This window comes from Bacillus sp. FSL W8-1141 (assembly GCF_038593205.1).
GTDB classification, from domain to species: Bacteria; Bacillota; Bacilli; order Bacillales; family Bacillaceae; genus Bacillus; species Bacillus altitudinis.
Window position 1 is genome coordinate 2,764,889 of record NZ_CP151973.1, and the last position, 16,694, is coordinate 2,781,582.

A 16,694-nucleotide genomic window follows, 5' to 3' on the forward strand; every position below is an offset into this window, starting at 1 on the left:
TCACTGCGTATTCACCCGCTTGGATTGAAGGAAAGACGGGAATCGTTTCTTCACATCAACTGCCGGCTGCTCGCTTTCAAACTCTATCTTTTTAAATACTTGATAGGCTAGCCACATGTGGCCATATGCGAGAATGCTGATGCTAAAAAACGGCACGATCCCTGGCAAATAAGCAAATAGGATAAAGAGAACAGCCGAGAAAACGAGCATAGAGAGCGTATATTGCAAATACGAGATGCCAAGCAGAAGGGAAAATTTCAAATAAAGACGCTTTTTCCAATCATAATGAGCCAGCAGCGGAAAGATATAAAACAAGCTGACAATAAACAGAAAACCAAAGATATAGATCGCAAAGCGAAGCACGTGTAAAAACCAACTCGTTGGATAAATATAAGCAAGGTCTACATAAATAATTGTCCCGATGATGACCAGCACCACTCCAATGACATTAGAGCGTACAAATTCTTCGCGGTATACTTTCCAAAAGGTTTGAAAGACGCTGACTTGCTCGTGCCCTTGTATCCACTTTCTCATCACAGAAAATAACGCTGTTGTTGCAGGCATGAAGCCAAGGATTCCAAGCCCAAGTAAAGTGAACAAAAGCCATAACAAATTCGTATAGGCAAGTCTCATCACCCACTCACACATGCGCAACATTCTGCTCATTGATCCATCATGATCCATCTCTCTTCCCTCCTCTCTTTCTCGTTACACCGTCTCTTTTTGAAACAATTCTTCTATTTCAATCGGACGTTTTTCTGCAACTGAGCGCCACATGCCTTCGCCAAGTGCAATGGAATAAGCCCCCGCCTCTGCTCCTGCCGAAATGTCATAAGAAATGAGCGGATCTTTTCCTAAAAATAAATCTGCTAATAATAGCGGATCTCCGCCTCCATGACCTCCTGATTGCTTCACAACTTCAATCGTTTCTTTTCCTCCAAACATTGGGTAGTAATCAATCGTCTGTTCTGGAAATTGAAAAGGAATTCTAGATGGTACATGAAACTCATTTGTTTCAATCCGTCCCTTCGTCCCGTTAATCGCAAGCCGGTAGCCTTCATATGGCGCTGAAAATTGAATCGAATAACTTAACAAAGCCCCCTGATCATAAGCCACTGATGCCACATACGTATCCTCAATATCAATTTCTTGATCAAAAATACAGGCATCCGGGCGATAATTTGAGTATTGCTTTGACTGCTGCTCACCCGATTCAATATGGTCATCCTCCACCTTTGTGCGCTCTACCCGCGGATTCCACCTTGCTTCATAATGACAGGTATCTCTTACATGACAGGTTCCACAATATCGATTCTCTTCACCCTGCAAAGGATTCCAAGGACTTTCATCCCCATAATAATTCAGTGCGCCATAGGCAAATACTTGCTTCGGCTTTTGATCAATCCACCAGTTGACCAAGTCAAAGTGATGGGTCGATTTATGAATAGACAGACCGCCTGAATATTGACGCGAGCGGTTCCACCTTTTAAAATAACTGGCTCCGTGATACGTATCAATGAGCCAGCTTAACTCAACAGACGTAACCCTTCCAATCTTTCCATCTAAAATGAGCTCTTTTATCTTTCGGTGGAATGGATTGTAGCGATAATTAAAGGTGACGGTGACCTTCCCTTTGCTTTCTGCCTCTTTTTCCATCACCTGTTTGGCGTCTTTTGCTGTTGTGACCATCGGCTTTTCCGTTATGACATCCAGATCATGATCCAGTGCCTGCAGGATATATGTGACATGTGTATCATCTCGCCCCGCCACAATGACGATATCTGGTCTTGCTTCCTTCACCATCTGACCAAATGCATCCTCATGAAAAAATGAGACGCCGCTTAGTGATGGAAAACGCTCCTGACAAAGTGTATACCGCTTCTCATCTACATCTAAGAGCCCTGTAATCCTGTAATGCTCGTTGAAATCCTCGGTGAGCGGTTTGATAAACATATTGAAGGCACGGTGACTAAGCCCGCAAACAGCGACCCTTTTCACATTCCCCCACCCCTTTTTCTATTGGTTTTCACGAAGCTGCTTCATGAGAGACAGTGCTTCTTTAGATTTCTCCGCATACACAGGAATAAAGGCGACCATATCTCGGTGTAATCGAAAGGTATAGCCATTTAGCTGCTTCGTTCCTTTCTTGATTTGGACCGCATAATCGACTGTATTTCCCGTCTTTGCATCTTCCACCGTATATGGTCCTGCCCCTTCGCCATCTATCCGCATCTCTTCAAGCAGCTGAAAGCTTTCAGGATCATCATATGTTCTAAACATTTCTTCCGGGACAAACATCACGTCCCCCTCTTTTGCAGTTATTTCAACAAGAAGTTTTTCAGGAATTGCAGGGAAGATGTGAACGTCGTATGTCTCCTGATTTGGTTGAAAAGCTTTCTCCACTAATTGGTCTTTCATTGCTTTTGACATGTCAGAAAAAATAAGGACATCAATCCCCTCTGTTTTCCCCTGACAGGCGGACAAATAAAAGGCAGCGATGAAGCTGAGGAGCCATGCCGCAGCCCTTTGATGCCGCCTCATACCTTTTGAAACACAGACAGCTTTTCTAGTTCAGTTAACGCCATAATAAAAGCGCCTGCTCCATGCAAATCATTCGTGCTCCGCTCTCTGCCAACGTAATAATCATAAAATCCCGCAGATGTTCCAATACAAATATCGTTCACCGTAAAATCGCCGTTGTCTTTTTCCTCCGTTTTATATTGAATCAATCCTTGATACGCTTGGACCACATGATCAACATATCGAAGACTGACATATCCTTCATTCATGGCTTTTGCCATCGCATATATGAATAGACATGACCCTGAGCTTTCAAGCCAATTGTCGCTATGACTTCCTTTATCAATGATTTGATGCCATAAACCCGTCTCGTCGTCCTGATATTTTGCTACACTTTCCAGCATATCTGTCAGTGTGTCCTTCCACACTTTTCGTCCTTCATGTCCTTCTGGTAAATCTTCGATCATATCGGCTAACGCAAGGACATACCAGCCAAAGGATCTTGCCCAAAATTCTGGGGAACAGCCCGTCTGTTGATCAGCCCATGGCATCACTTTCCGTTCATCCCATGCGTGATAGTAAAGGCCCGTTTTTTCATCTTTGGTATGCTTTCTCATGAGATGCTCTTGATGGATGACCATGTCCACCAGCTCCGATTCTCCTGTCAACTGGGCATACTTTAAAGCAAAAGGCCCACCCATATAAAGACCATCTAGCCACATTTGATAGGCATAATTGTCTTTATGCCAGAAACCGCCCTCAGACGTGCGATTCAGCGTCCGGTAAAGCCCCCGAAGCTTTTCTGCTGCCTTCACATACCGCTTCTCTCCCGTTCTTTCAATCAGCGGGAATAAAATCAGCCCTGCTTGAATGGCATCAAGCTCGTCTCTGCGGAATAACAGATTCCCATGGTCATCAATGAGTGAGTCAGCATAATTTTTCACATAATCAAAGTACGCCTCGTTTTCTGTTGCTTCGTAAAGCTTCATCACTCCGCAAAGGAAAACCCCTTGATGATAGTGCCACCTTCCAGCTGGCGGAAGTTCAATCGGTGTATACGCTTTCATTATTGTTTGTGCTAATTTCTCTGCATGCTCAAGCGGTGATCCCTTTTCAATCGATAATGTCATTGGTCTTCATCTCCCCTTTTAATAAATCCCTTCTTCTCCAAACTTCTTTGCTAAACGGTTCGCCATCATGACCAAAATAAGTCCAACGGCTGCTTTAAATAAACCAACAGCGGTACTATAGCTGAATTGTCCTTGCTTCAGACCAGCTGTATACACATACGTATCAAAAATCTCTGCAACTTCCCTGTTGGTCGCATTGAGTAATAAATAGACATGCTCAAATCCAAGCTCTAATGTATCACCGATTTTTAAAATGAGCAGTACAACAATGACACTTTTAATCGCAGGAAGGGTGATGTGCCACATTTGTCTGAGTCTGCCGGCTCCATCCATTTTTGCTGCTTCATATAGCTGCGGATCTACTGCTGTAATCGCTGCAAGATAAATAATGGTTGACCAACCCGCTTCTCTCCAGATTACCTGCAAAATGTACATGGGTCTAAACCATTCTTGACTAAGAAGGAAGTTAATCTTTTCTCCTCCGAAGAAAGCAATCAATTCATTGATTAACCCGCCATCTACCGTTAACAAAACAAAAGATAAGGACACGACAATCACCCATGACATGAAGTGAGGAATATAAATCATTGTCTGAACAAATTTCTTAAACAGTGCCAATCTGACCTCGTTTAAAAGAAGGGCTAATAAGATTGGAATCGGAAAGAAAATCACGACATTCATGGCAAATAAAATGAGCGTATTTTTTAATAAGATGAAAAATGTTGGTTCTGTAAATAAGCGAATAAAGTGTTTGAAGCCAACCCACTCACTGCCAAGAATTCCGAGAAACGGCTGGTAATCTTGAAAGGCAATGATCAGCCCCCACATAGGGACATATTTAAAGACAAGAAAATAAAGGAGCCCTGGCAAAATCATTAAATACAGAAATTTTTGACTAAGTAATTGGTTAAGTAAGCGCTTTCTCTTTTCTTTTTTCAAAGCTGCCGCAGGCACACCCTTGGCAGTGACATCCTGTGTTTTCACAGATAAAGCCTCCCCTCATGCTGATGCATGTGTTAACTGTATCTTAAGGATGAAAAATCCGTCTACAATCATATCATCAGATCATATTTACTCAGGGGAAGCTACTCAAAACGTTACATAAAACATAAGAAAATGATCCTAATCTCAGAAAATGATTATTGACAAACCTACCAGATTTTTGGATTAATAAACTAAGGGGAAAAGATTGTTTCGTTTGAAATGGGGGGTTTTATGAAAAGAAAGCAGTATAAATTTTATTACAAGCTGGTGACGTTTTTTTTCGTGCTTAGTACAATTCCTGTTATTATTGTCGGTATTTTTTCTTATCAGCATTCGCAAAAAACTGCACTCGAAAATATTTCAAATGAAAAGCTGGACAGCGTCAAACAAACGCAATCCAATATTGAGCATATTCTAAAGACAGTAGATCATTCTCTCACTCACTATGTCAGTTCGCCGCCTCTCCTTCAAACACTGGCAGAACCTTTAAATCCAGACCAATTCCAACTTTATAATCAAGTCCAGCAAGAACTGAATTACCTGCAAACCTTCGACACCGATCTCTCCAATATTACACTTGTTAGTAAAATGGAAGATTGGTATATGAACAATTCTGGTCTTTATCATGTCTCAAACGGAGATCAAGAGAAAGCGTTAACCTCTTACCTCAATATTCCGAGTCATTCCAGCTGGGCACTTGAAGAAAATAATCCACTTGTCTCAACAAAAGAAGGAAAGACATCCTTTTGCAAATACAATGTGAATTTAATTAAGCAGCTTCCAATGAACAGTGTCCAAAAGAAGGGGATCGCCGTCGCCAGCATTCCAAGCTGCGTGATTGCTGACAACATGCCTGACTTCTCTCAATCTGATAGTATGTTTGTCATTGATACAAACGGAAAAGTACTGCTACATAATCGAAAAGAACAAATTGGTGACTCGTTAAAAAATCAAGATTTCGTCAAACATGTCCTGTCACTTGAAGAACGATCCGGACAATTTGATATGAAAATCGATGAACTAAACTATCAAATTACGTTTCAAAAATCAGATTATAACGAATGGACATACTTATCCTTTGTCTCCATTCCAGAACTAAAGCAGCAAACGAAATCAATCGGGTGGATCACCTTTATTATTTGCTTTATTTTGTTAGCGCTTTCATTATTATTTTCATGGTTTGGCTCTAGACACTTTTATAAACCGATTCGCTTATTATACGAATCCTTTGCACGTAATGAGTCGTTTTTGCATAAACAGCCTTTCCAAAATGAATTTGAGCTCATCGAATCGAGCATTAAACAAATGAAAGATCAAAACAATGATCTAGAGGAACGGATTGAGCAGCAAGTGACCCACTTACAGCAATACTTTATGGTGCGGCTGCTGCTTGGCAAACTGACGGAAGAAGAGATTCACAACCGATTTCAAAGTCTAGGCTTTCCTCGTGACTGGTCCCATTTGTCCATGCTTGTGACCCAAATCGATACACTAAAAGGAACGCCGTATGAAAAAAAGGATGCAGACTTGCTTTTATTTGCGATAAACGGACTGATTGAGCAGATTATTCCGCTAGAGGAGCACCTTCAGCCGACCGTTGTCAATCAGCATCAAACGACGATTGTTCTCAATCAATCGAAGTCAGAAGAGGAATTTACTGAATATTTAAATCAATTAGCCGAAACAATTCAGCAGCGGATTGAGGAAGAGCTGGGCTTATCGATCAGCATTGGGATCAGTCGCTCATTTAAAGAGCTCTCTATGGCCAAACATGCTTATATTGAGGGAAAAGAAGCCTTAAAATATAGGCTCAAGGCAGAGAAAAAATCCATTCTTTTATACGAGCACATTCAGCAAGGAAAGACGTTTAAGACTCATTTCCCAAAACAGCTGCAGCATGATTTATTTGATGCCATTAAAGCAGGCGATCAAGGCAAGGCAGATCACTATTTACATGTGCTTCTGCAATCCATTTTTTCTAAAAATGCTGGACCACATGAGTACCAGATTGCTCTCGCTCGTTTTTTAAACAATCTCATCGAGCTGATGCATTTGCTAGGCATTGAATTGTTTGAAGTCGAAGATAATAAAATGCTCTATGATACGATCTTTGAGTTTAAAACGTTTGAAGATACAGAAGCGTGGCTGAAACATGAGATCATTCGACCCATCATTGATCAGCTCGGCGCGCGTGAAGACTCTCAATATAAAAATATCTCAGAGAAAATCATTCATATCATTCATCAAGAATTTGACTCAGATCTGACATTGGACGAAATCGCTACACGCCTACACTACAACCCAAATTATTTAAGCAGTATTTTTAGAAAAGAAATGGATATCTCCTTTAGTGAATATCTCTCGTCTTACAGACATCATGTCGCCAAAAACTGGTTGGTGGAAACGGATATGTCGGTGAAAGAAATTTCGGAAAAGCTAAAATATAAAAATCCGCAAAATTTCATCCGCTCCTTTAAAAAGCTGGAAGGCACGACACCTGGGAAATACCGTGATCAGAAAAAAGGCACATAAAGCAAAGTCCCGCTCTCACAAAAAGCGGGACTTTTTTATTTAAACTGTTCATTTAGAATGCTGTCTTCTAGCACTGAAAGCGGCTCTCCATACACTCGTTCAATATGGGCTGCCCCCCAATCACATAACGCATTCAAAATTCGCTCAAGTGACTGTCCGTATTCACTTAATTCATACTCCACTTTAGGCGGCACTTGTTCATATACAATGCGGTTAATCACACCGTCATTTTCAAGCTCTCTCAGCTGCTGTGTGAGCATTTTTTGCGTGATATTTGGCATGAGGCGCTTCAGTTCACTCGTCCGCTTTTTCCCATGTGTTAAATGACATAAGATGACACACTTCCATTTCCCGCCGATCACTTCAAGCGTTGCCTCCACAGAGATATTATATTTCTTCTTTTCCAACGTCGCTTCACTCCTTTTGATGCTGAACAGGCACTTTTTAGTACCTATATTACAAAAAAGTACGTACTTTTTTTTCTGTCATCTATGTTAGATAATAACTCTTGCCGATCGTCTTCGTCTATTAAAATGTCATGAAAGAAGGATGTGAATCACTATGCAAAATAAACAAAATCACTTTGCCCTTCTCGCACTAGCGATTAGTGCATTTGCTATAGGTACAACTGAATTTATCTCTGTAGGTCTCCTACCGATGATCTCAGAGGACTTTGGCGTGAGTGTCAGTCAGGCCGGCTGGACCGTTTCTTTATATGCGCTCGGTGTTACCTTTGGCGCACCAATTCTAACCTCCCTGACTTCCGCTATGAACAAAAAGACATTGCTTTTGCTCATTATGCTCGTCTTTTTGATCGGAAATACACTCGCCACGATTGCCCCGACCTTTTCTGTACTGTTAATCGGACGAGTGATTTCAGCCCTATCACATGGCGTATTTATGTCGATTGGCTCGACCATTGCCGCAAGCCTTGTGGTGAAAGAAAAGCGGGCAAGCGCTATTGCCTTTATGTTCACTGGTTTAACAGTCGCTACTGTGACCGGTGTGCCATTCGGTACGTTTCTTGGTCATGAGCTCGGCTGGCGGACGTCATTTGGTGTGATTGTCATGATTGGCCTAATCGCACTGATTTCTAACTATTTCCTTGTTCCGTCTCAATTGAAACAGGGCGTGAAAACAACGTTTAAGGATCAAGCAGCCTTATTAAAGACGAAAAGAATTTTGCTTTTATTTGTCATTACTGCTACAGGGTATGGAGGAACTTTTGTCGTCTTCACCTATTTATCCCCTCTCTTGCAGCATGTGACAGGTCTTGCGCCTGGAACAGTTGCCTTGATCCTGCTGTTATACGGGATGACCATCGCCGCTGGGAATGTCATTGGCGGAAAAGCAGCGAATAAACAGCCAATGAAAGCACTGATTTATATGTTTATCATTCAAAGTCTCATCTTGTTTATCCTTAGCTTTACTGCTGGATTTATGACACTCGGGATTGGAACTGTGATGCTGATGGGACTGTTTGCTTTCATGAATGTACCCGGCCTTCAAGTTGCCGTCGTTGATTTTGCAGAAAGGTATACACCTGGAGCTGTCGATGTTGCTTCCGCTCTGAATATCGCTGCCTTTAATGCAGGTATCGCCATTGGTTCATTTTTAGGCGGTATCGTGACAGATACCCTTGGGCTTGTGCATACCGGCTGGGTTGGCGGCATCATGGTGCTCATGGCGGCCATACTCACGATGGTGAGTCATCAAATCGAACAAAAAGAATACAAACAAACCATTTAAAGGAGTCTTTCATATGAACGATTTACAAAGTACAAAAACATTAAACAACGGCGTCCGCATGCCAGGATTTGGTCTTGGGGTCTTTCAGGTTGAAGAGGGAACGGAATTAATTGAAGCTGTTAAAACAGCCATTCAATTAGGATATCGCAGTATTGATACAGCTTCTATTTACGGCAATGAAGAAGGTGTTGGACGAGGCATACAACTTGGTCTAGCAGAAACAGGCCTTCGCCGCGAAGACATCTTTGTGACATCCAAAGTGTGGAATGCCGATTTAGGATATGAAGCGACACTAAAAGCATACGAAGACAGCCTGAAAAAACTTCAGCTTGATTACCTTGATCTGTATTTAATTCACTGGCCAGTTGAAGGGAAATACAAGGAAGCATGGCGCGCGCTTGAAACGCTGTACCGTGAAGGAAAAGTTAGAGCCATCGGTGTAAGTAACTTCCAGCCGCATCATCTAGATGAATTATTGAAAGATGCGGACATCATTCCAGCGATTAATCAAGTCGAGTTTCATCCAAAACTCACGCAGGAAACGCTGTTTACGTATTTGAAAACACATGGTATCCAAATGGAAGCCTGGTCACCACTTATGCAGGGGGAACTGCTAAAACACCCGCTGATCACAGAGCTTGCGGGCACATACAGCAAAACACCTGCTCAAATTATTTTGCGCTGGGATGTGCAAAAAGGCGTCATTACGATTCCTAAATCAACGAAAGCCCATCGTTTAAAAGAAAATGCCGACATTTTCGATTTTGTCCTATCTGATGAGGATATGAAGCGCCTGTCTGCTTTAAATGAAAATAAACGAATTGGTCCTGATCCCGACAACTTCGACTTTTAATGAAAACACCCCCGCTTTTTACTAAGCGGGGGTCTTCATGTTCATCATTTTGATTTTTTAAAGGAAGCTTCATATTCTTCTATGATTTTATTTCCACCATTTGATTTCCACTTCTCTACATCTTTCTTAAATTGTTCTTCGTTGATATCACCAAGAATGAACTTATAGGTTGCATCATCGATGATTTTCTTCAATTCATTTCCTCGCTCTGATGCCGTTTCTGAATACAGGCTTTCAGCAGGGTTAGCGACAATGATGTTTTTATTGTCTTCTTCTAGCTCTTCATATTTTGTACGAACTGCATCGCCTTTATTTTTCAAGTAACGTTTATCAATCCCTACGAGGCTGACAAGCGGCTGTACATCTGTCTGCCAGCTTTTCACTTGGCTTTCTTCCCTCACAAATGTATTTCCATCTTGTTTGTTATAATGCTTTCCATCAATCCCATACGTCATGAGACCATATACGTCTTCTTCTGCAATGCGGTCAAAGAAAGCCAAAATTCTCTTTAACTCTGCTTCTGATTTGACGCTTGTTTTAGGGAAGGCGAAGATGCCATTATGGCCGCCTGATGCCCATACACGTTCTTTGCCATCTGGGCCTTTGATTCGGTTGATAATATCCACTTCCATGTTCTTATCTGTTGCATCATCTCTTAAGTTCACTGCATCTACCATATTTCCAACATAGATACCCGCTTTTCCTTGTGAGAACAATTCTTGCTGCTGCGTTTTGCTTGTGACTGGGAAGTCTTTGTTTATATAGCCATTGTCACGCAGTTTTTTCATATATTTCATTGTATTCATATACTCATCCGTCATAAAGTCTGGCGTAAATTTGCCGTTTTCTTCTTTCCAATCTGTTGGCATTCCTTCATAAGAACCTAGCGTTTTAAATGCACCGTAAATCAAATCGTTACGGTCTGTAAAACCAATTGTATCGTCCTTGCCATTTTTGTTCGGATCTTTTTCAGTAAATGCCTTGGCTACTTCATAAAGGTCATCCAGCGTTTTTGGTGTATCCAAATTTAAATTTTCAAGCCAATCCTTTCGAATGACAATCCCTTGTCTTGAAAGTGGTCTCTCTCTATAAATGCCATAAAGCTTCCCATCGATAGAGGCATTTTTATTAATCAGTTCGTTCATCTTACTTAAATTTGGATAATCCTTTAAGTATGGACCGATTTCCCAGAACATGCCTGATCTGAACGCATTGATAGCAGATGAATTCTTAATGTCTTGAATCGTCACAATTTGCGGGAGGTTCCCTGCGGCAAGTGCTGAATTTAAACGGTCTTCTTTCACCGCATCAGGCACCCACGTAATATCAAGCTCTGTATTTGTGAGCTTCTCAATCTCTTTTAACACTGACTCTTTCGGCGGCTGCTGATGATATAAAATCGCCATCCATGTCAGCTTCACCTTTTTGTCTAAATCAACCTTTTCATCTGATGAGCTTGTCCCTTTACTTGAACAAGCTGACAGAATACCACTTGCGGCAAATAACAAAACAAAGGCAATCAGCCATAATTTCTTTCTCCCCATAAGATCCCTCCGTTATTCCATCTTTTTAACCCTTTACAGAACCTAGTAATGCCCCTTTGTTGAAATGCTTTTGAATAAATGGATAGACAAGCAGAACGGGAATGGTCGCCACGACGATGACCGCCATTTTAATGGTTTGGTCTGGCGGCGGTGTTGATGAGCCCATATCTGACATATCTCCCTGCATACCGCTTGATACAATGACGATTTGTCTTAACAGGACCTGAATTGGCCATTTCACCGAATCGTTTAAATATAAAATGGCTGTCATGTACGTATTCCAATACGTCACGGCATAAAAAAGTGAAATCGTCGCAATAGCTGGCAAAGAAAGTGGCAGCACGATTTTAAAGAAGATCCCTAAATCGTTACAGCCGTCCATCTTCGCTGATTCTTCAAGGCTAGCCGGTATGTTTTGAAAGAAGTTTTTCAAAATGATCAAATTGAATGCATTGATGGCCACTGGCAGAATGAGTGACCAGTAAGTATCAAGCAGCCCAAGTGTTTTCACGACGATAAACGTCGGAATCATCCCTCCGCTAAACAGCATCGTAAAGACAACGAGAAACATGAGGGTTCTTCGGCCCTTTAGCTCCTGACGAGACAGCCCATACGCCATGAGTGAGGATAAAAACATGCTGACCGCTGTTCCAACGAATGTCACAAGAATGGATACAATCAGGCTGCGATACACAATATCTGTAGAAAAGATATAGCGATAGGCCTCTAGAGAAAACGTCGTTGGAAACAAAATAAACTTCTTTGAGATGACCTCTTCTACTGTCGCAAAAGAGGCGGCAATGACATGGATGAACGGGAGCACACATATTAATGCGAACATGAGTAGAAAAGAGTAATTAAATACATTGAACAATCGGCCTTTAATAGAACGATCTATGTTCATCACGCCCTTTCTTTGTAAGCGTTATCATTTCGTCTGAACATAAGCTGCAGCCTTTGACGATATCGTGATTAAAATGTAACAAACGGGGGAAGAAAGCGTCTATAATCATCATGACAGACCACAGAGATGATCATGCCATTCGTGCTTTTAGCCTCATCAATGAAAAGAAAAAGATCATGAGCTAATGTCATGATTATGCCCTATGCCTGATCGTTTTCTTTCAAAATTTCTGCCGTATTGACATCTGGCCTGTAGCCTAACTCCTGCTTCGTTTTCTCAGTAGACCAAGGTTTTCCTTCGTTTTCTGATACAGCATAATAAGTCCCGAATGGAACGTCCGTTTCGATGGCAGCCTTGATCATGCCGAAAAGGTCTTCATGTGAAAGAAGCGTTCGTTTCGTTCTTTTTTTAGTGTGCAATCCTTCCATCTCATCTGTCACGACGGTTCCAATTCTCAAATTGATGACAGACATACCTGTTTGATCGTGAAACAAACGTCCAAGCTGTTCGGAAGCAAATTTTAAAATGCCATACACATTTTTCGTTGCTGGTACATCATCAGTCGTAATTTCTCGCCCTAGTAAGGAGTGACCATCTTTTTCATAGCGATCTGTCACATGGTTACTGCTTGCAAAAATGACTTTTGGAATGCTTAACCGGGCCGCTGAACGAAACATATTATACGTGCTTATCCAAAACACATCATTCATTTTTGTAAACTCCTTTTCATTCATCACATCATGCGTCATGCCTATGTTTAAAAGATGAATGATCACATCTGTATCTCTTGGAATGGCTTGAAACAACTCCTCTTCAATTGCCGCATTTGCAAAAATGACTTCTTCTACACATCTTGTTTGATCAATGATGGTCAGGTCATACTCCGAAGAGAGCTCTTTAGTTAATAAACGTCCGATGACACCACATCCGCCAATCATGGTGATTTTTTTCATCTGTTTCCTCCTTCATCTTCTATCGGAGTAGTATGTCCATGCCGTCTATTGATTACAGCCACTTTTTCAAAAAACGTGTAGCCTCGTGGCGCATAGCAGCCGTTTCAAAATGACCTGCATGTAAACCTACAAGCTGATAACGTTCCTTTAAGGAAGCAGCTTGATAGGCTTGACTTAATGTCTGTTGAATTCGTCCAACACCTTCAGCAGGTGTAAGCTGATCATGCTTTCCAACTAAGCTTAAATGCGGTCTTGGGAAAATCATTTCTTGGATGTCAGCTGCTGTAAAGTGCTTAGCTAAGCTCGGTACATAATAGTAAAAACCGTGTCTATCTAAATGATTTGTTTCAATCAATGTGTGATGATCAACCTGTGCGCAAAGATCCACACACACACTGACCCTCTCATCAAGTGCTGCCGTCCACCATGAAAGAAGGCCGCCCATTGACATCCCAAAAACAGCTAAACGCTCTGGAAGCACATCAGAGCGGGACAGCAAATAATCAATTGCACACATGCTCTCATACAGCATCATGCCCCACATCACTTTTCCTGTTAACAGCATTTCTTTGAAAATTTCACTTTCTGTTCTTCCCCTTCTTTCACCAAATCCCGCATGATCAATCGCCAACACACTATAGCCCTTTGAAGTGAATTCTTTTGCGTATGAAGGCGCTTGCAAATAATGAGCCCCCTTCAATAACTCTTCTTTCCCATCCACATAATTCCCACCATGAGAATGCTGAAACAAGACAACAGGCCTTTTTTTCACTGTATCTTTCGGCTTCACAAAATAAGCCGGAACTTCCTCCACCCCATGAATAGAGAGAATGAGTGTTTCTACTAAGTACGATTCACGTTCCTCAATCTTTAACGTATACGCCTCCACACGATGGCGCTCCGGCATTTCCCCTAATAAACTGAGCAGTTGTTCACGTTTGCTTTCCTTTTCCATTGACGTCACTCCTCATTTTCTTGATCAACTTGTTAAATACGAGATTGATGGAGGAATTACCTTGTTTTCGACAAAATTATGTCCCGGGAAATAAACAACACCCATCGGCTGATACCGATGGGTGCGTTCATTAGTTCGCGACAATATTGACAAGTTTTCCAGGAACTGCAATCACTTTACGGATTGTTTTCCCTTCAAGCTGTTCTTTTATCCGTGCATCATTTTTCGCAAGCTCTTCTAGCTGCTCTTTTGTTGCATCAGCAGGGACCGTTAATTTTGCTTTCACTTTTCCATTTATCTGTACGACAATTTCCACTTCATCATCGACAAGTTTTGACTCATCATATTGCGGCCATGCTTCATAAGAAATAGACCCTTCATGACCAAGTTTATTCCAAAGCTCTTCCGCTACATGCGGTGCAATCGGAGAAAGAAGTTTCACAAATCCTTCTGCATATTCTTTCGGCAGTGTGTCAGCCTTGTATGCATCGTTGATGAACACCATTAATTGTGAAATCCCAGTATTGAAACGTAAGCCTTCATAATGATCCGTTACCTTCATGACGGTTTCATGGTAGCTGCGCTCTAATGCGCCGCCAGATTGCTCTGTCACTTTATCACTGATGGAGCCATCTTCATTTGTAAACAGACGCCATACACGATCTAGGAAACGACGAGCACCATCAAGACCTGTTTCAGACCAAGCAATCGATGCATCTAAAGGTCCCATGAACATTTCATACAGTCTTAATGTATCTGCACCATGAGATTCTACGATATCATCTGGGTTGACAACATTCCCTTTTGATTTACTCATTTTTTCATTATTTTCACCAAGAATCATTCCTTGGTTGAACAATTTCATGAACGGTTCTTTTGTTGGAACAACACCAATATCATACAAGAATTTATGCCAGAATCGTGCATATAGCAGATGAAGCACAGCATGTTCTGCTCCACCAATATACACATCAACCGGAAGCCATTTCTTCAGCTTTTCAGGCGATGCAAGTTCTTCTGTGTTATGTGGATCAATATAACGTAAGAAGTACCAGCAGCTACCTGCCCATTGTGGCATCGTATTGGTTTCACGGCGTCCTTTTTTACCTGTCACTGGATCGACGACCTCTACCCAATCTTTAATATTCGCTAAAGGTGATTCACCTGTTCCGCTTGGCTTAATCTCAGTCGTCTTAGGCAAAATCAGTGGAAGCTCTTCTTCTGAAACAGCTGAAGATGTTCCGTCCTCCCAATGAATAATTGGAATTGGCTCTCCCCAGTAACGCTGACGGCTGAACAGCCAGTCTCTTAAACGATAAGTGACTTTCTTTTCACCTTTTTGATGTTCTTCCAGCCATGCAATCGCTTTTTCAATTGCTTCTTCTTTCCCTAAGCCGTTTAAGAAATCAGAGTTGATGTGCTTTCCATCACCTGTGTAAGCTTCTTTGTCAATGTCTCCACCTTCGACAACCTCTTTGATTGGAAGATCGAATGTTTTGGCGAATTCATAATCACGCTCATCATGAGCAGGAACTGCCATGATCGCTCCAGTGCCATATGTGGCTAACACATAATCTGCAATCCAGATCGGCATCTTTGCCCCATTCAATGGATTGATGGCATAAGCACCTGTGAAAATGCCCGTTTTCGTTTTAGCAAGATCTGTTCGCTCTAAGTCACTCTTAGACTGAATTTCTTTGATATATGCTTCAACTGCTTCTTTTTGAGCAGCTGTTGTAATTTTTTCAACTAGTGCATGCTCTGGTGCAAGAACGGCATATGTTGCACCAAATAGTGTATCAGGACGTGTTGTAAACACCGTAAACTGTTCGTCATGTCCTTCTACTTCGAAGTGAACATGTGCACCTTCAGAACGACCAATCCAGTTGCGCTGCATATCTTTGATGCTTTCAGGCCAATCAATGTCTTCTAAATCTTCTAACAGCCTGTCCGCATATGCTGTAATTTTTAGCATCCATTGCTTCATTGGACGTCTTTCAACAGGATGCCCTCCGCGCTCACTTTTCCCATCAATGACTTCTTCATTTGCAAGGACTGTACCAAGTGCTGGGCACCAGTTTACAGGTACTTCATCAATATACGCCAATCCTTTTTCGTACAATTTCAAGAAAATCCACTGGGTCCATTTATAATAATTCGGATCTGTCGTGTTAATTTCTCGATCCCAATCATACGAGAAGCCCAATGATTGAATTTGACGGCGGAAATTATTAATGTTCTCTTCTGTAAATTCAGCTGGATCATTTCCTGTATCCAGCGCATATTGTTCCGCTGGAAGACCAAATGCGTCCCATCCCATTGGATGAAGAACATCGTAGCCCTGCATACGTTTCATACGTGATAAAATATCCGTTGCTGTGTATCCTTCAGGATGCCCTACATGAAGCCCTGCTCCTGATGGATAAGGAAACATATCTAGCGCATAAAACTTTGGTTTATCTTCCGAGTCAGATGTGGCGAATGTTTTATGTGTCAGCCAATAATCCTGCCACTTTTTTTCAATTTCCCGATGCTGAAAACTCAATGTGAAAACCTCCTTTAATATGTAC

The 16,694-nt window shown here is 41.6% G+C and carries 14 protein-coding genes; 3 read left to right on the top strand and 11 right to left on the bottom strand.

Annotated features, from left to right (window positions below):
- The 5 genes from NSQ52_RS14155 to NSQ52_RS14175 are packed head-to-tail and all read right to left on the bottom strand — an operon-like array spanning position 1 to position 4,634.
- Complete coding sequence (locus NSQ52_RS14155) at positions 1 to 684, bottom strand: YesL family protein (protein WP_039168385.1); 684 nt, start codon at positions 682 to 684, stop codon at positions 1 to 3.
- Between the two features lie 24 nt (positions 685 to 708).
- Positions 709 to 1,998, bottom strand: coding sequence for a Gfo/Idh/MocA family oxidoreductase (locus NSQ52_RS14160; protein WP_138278897.1), 1,290 nt, complete (start codon positions 1,996 to 1,998; stop codon positions 709 to 711).
- A gap of 18 nt (positions 1,999 to 2,016) precedes the next feature.
- The gene (locus NSQ52_RS14165) at positions 2,017 to 2,541 is read right to left on the bottom strand and encodes a hypothetical protein (RefSeq protein ID WP_047945265.1); all 525 of its coding nucleotides are present in this window, start codon (positions 2,539 to 2,541) and stop codon (positions 2,017 to 2,019) included.
- Positions 2,538 to 3,650, bottom strand: coding sequence for a glycoside hydrolase family 105 protein (locus tag NSQ52_RS14170; protein ID WP_138278899.1), 1,113 nt, complete (start codon positions 3,648 to 3,650; stop codon positions 2,538 to 2,540). The genes NSQ52_RS14165 and NSQ52_RS14170 overlap by 4 nt, the downstream gene beginning before the upstream one ends.
- An 18-nt stretch (positions 3,651 to 3,668) precedes the next feature.
- Positions 3,669 to 4,634, bottom strand: coding sequence for a sugar ABC transporter permease (locus tag NSQ52_RS14175; protein ID WP_008343019.1), 966 nt, complete (start codon positions 4,632 to 4,634; stop codon positions 3,669 to 3,671).
- Positions 4,635 to 4,865: 231 nt separating this feature from the next.
- Here NSQ52_RS14175 and NSQ52_RS14180 point away from each other — a divergent pair, with 231 nt between their 5' ends.
- A complete protein-coding gene (locus tag NSQ52_RS14180) occupies positions 4,866 to 7,166 on the top strand; it encodes a helix-turn-helix domain-containing protein (RefSeq protein ID WP_019743703.1) in 2,301 nt (766 codons plus the stop codon).
- A 35-nt stretch (positions 7,167 to 7,201) separates the two neighbouring features.
- Here the strand turns inward: NSQ52_RS14180 and NSQ52_RS14185 are convergent, their stop codons facing one another.
- Positions 7,202 to 7,573 (bottom strand): helix-turn-helix domain-containing protein, encoded by a 372-nt coding sequence (locus tag NSQ52_RS14185; RefSeq protein WP_008343017.1) that lies wholly within the window; start codon positions 7,571 to 7,573, stop codon positions 7,202 to 7,204.
- Positions 7,574 to 7,727: 154 nt separating this feature from the next.
- On the opposite strand from NSQ52_RS14185, the gene NSQ52_RS14190 reads away from it, so the two are divergent.
- Positions 7,728 to 8,915: an MFS transporter gene (locus tag NSQ52_RS14190; protein WP_024719303.1), complete on the top strand. Its 1,188-nt coding sequence runs from the start codon at positions 7,728 to 7,730 to the stop codon at positions 8,913 to 8,915.
- A 13-nt stretch (positions 8,916 to 8,928) separates the two neighbouring features.
- Positions 8,929 to 9,768 (top strand): aldo/keto reductase, encoded by an 840-nt coding sequence (locus NSQ52_RS14195; RefSeq protein ID WP_061419961.1) that lies wholly within the window; start codon positions 8,929 to 8,931, stop codon positions 9,766 to 9,768.
- A 44-nt stretch (positions 9,769 to 9,812) separates the two neighbouring features.
- On the opposite strand, the gene NSQ52_RS14200 is transcribed toward NSQ52_RS14195, so the two are convergent.
- The 5 genes from NSQ52_RS14200 to leuS form a co-directional block, all read right to left on the bottom strand.
- Positions 9,813 to 11,312: an extracellular solute-binding protein gene (locus NSQ52_RS14200; RefSeq protein ID WP_342473487.1), complete on the bottom strand. Its 1,500-nt coding sequence runs from the start codon at positions 11,310 to 11,312 to the stop codon at positions 9,813 to 9,815.
- A gap of 25 nt (positions 11,313 to 11,337) precedes the next feature.
- A complete protein-coding gene (locus NSQ52_RS14205; protein WP_113767071.1) occupies positions 11,338 to 12,198 on the bottom strand; it encodes a carbohydrate ABC transporter permease in 861 nt (286 codons plus the stop codon).
- A gap of 218 nt (positions 12,199 to 12,416) precedes the next feature.
- Positions 12,417 to 13,169: an NAD(P)-dependent oxidoreductase gene (locus tag NSQ52_RS14210; protein ID WP_096881760.1), complete on the bottom strand. Its 753-nt coding sequence runs from the start codon at positions 13,167 to 13,169 to the stop codon at positions 12,417 to 12,419.
- 52 nt (positions 13,170 to 13,221) lie between these two features.
- On the bottom strand, positions 13,222 to 14,124 hold the full coding sequence (locus NSQ52_RS14215) for an alpha/beta fold hydrolase (protein WP_017367887.1): 903 nt from the start codon (positions 14,122 to 14,124) through the stop codon (positions 13,222 to 13,224).
- 130 nt (positions 14,125 to 14,254) lie between these two features.
- Positions 14,255 to 16,669 carry a leucine--tRNA ligase gene (gene leuS / locus NSQ52_RS14220; protein WP_342473490.1) on the bottom strand — a complete coding sequence of 805 codons (2,415 nt, stop codon included), beginning with the start codon at positions 16,667 to 16,669 and terminating at the stop codon, positions 14,255 to 14,257.
- Between the last annotated feature and the right edge of the window lie 25 nt (positions 16,670 to 16,694).

Coding starts and splice junctions, on each gene's coding strand:
- NSQ52_RS14155 (WP_039168385.1), bottom strand. CDS start 684: ATGGATCATGATGGATCAATGAGCAGAATGTTGCGCATGTGTGAGTGG.
- NSQ52_RS14165 (WP_047945265.1), bottom strand. CDS start 2,541: ATGAGGCGGCATCAAAGGGCTGCGGCATGGCTCCTCAGCTTCATCGCT.
- NSQ52_RS14170 (WP_138278899.1), bottom strand. CDS start 3,650: ATGACATTATCGATTGAAAAGGGATCACCGCTTGAGCATGCAGAGAAA.
- NSQ52_RS14180 (WP_019743703.1), top strand. CDS start 4,866: ATGAAAAGAAAGCAGTATAAATTTTATTACAAGCTGGTGACGTTTTTT.
- NSQ52_RS14190 (WP_024719303.1), top strand. CDS start 7,728: ATGCAAAATAAACAAAATCACTTTGCCCTTCTCGCACTAGCGATTAGT.
- NSQ52_RS14195 (WP_061419961.1), top strand. CDS start 8,929: ATGAACGATTTACAAAGTACAAAAACATTAAACAACGGCGTCCGCATG.
- NSQ52_RS14200 (WP_342473487.1), bottom strand. CDS start 11,312: ATGGGGAGAAAGAAATTATGGCTGATTGCCTTTGTTTTGTTATTTGCC.
- NSQ52_RS14210 (WP_096881760.1), bottom strand. CDS start 13,169: ATGAAAAAAATCACCATGATTGGCGGATGTGGTGTCATCGGACGTTTA.
- NSQ52_RS14215 (WP_017367887.1), bottom strand. CDS start 14,124: ATGGAAAAGGAAAGCAAACGTGAACAACTGCTCAGTTTATTAGGGGAA.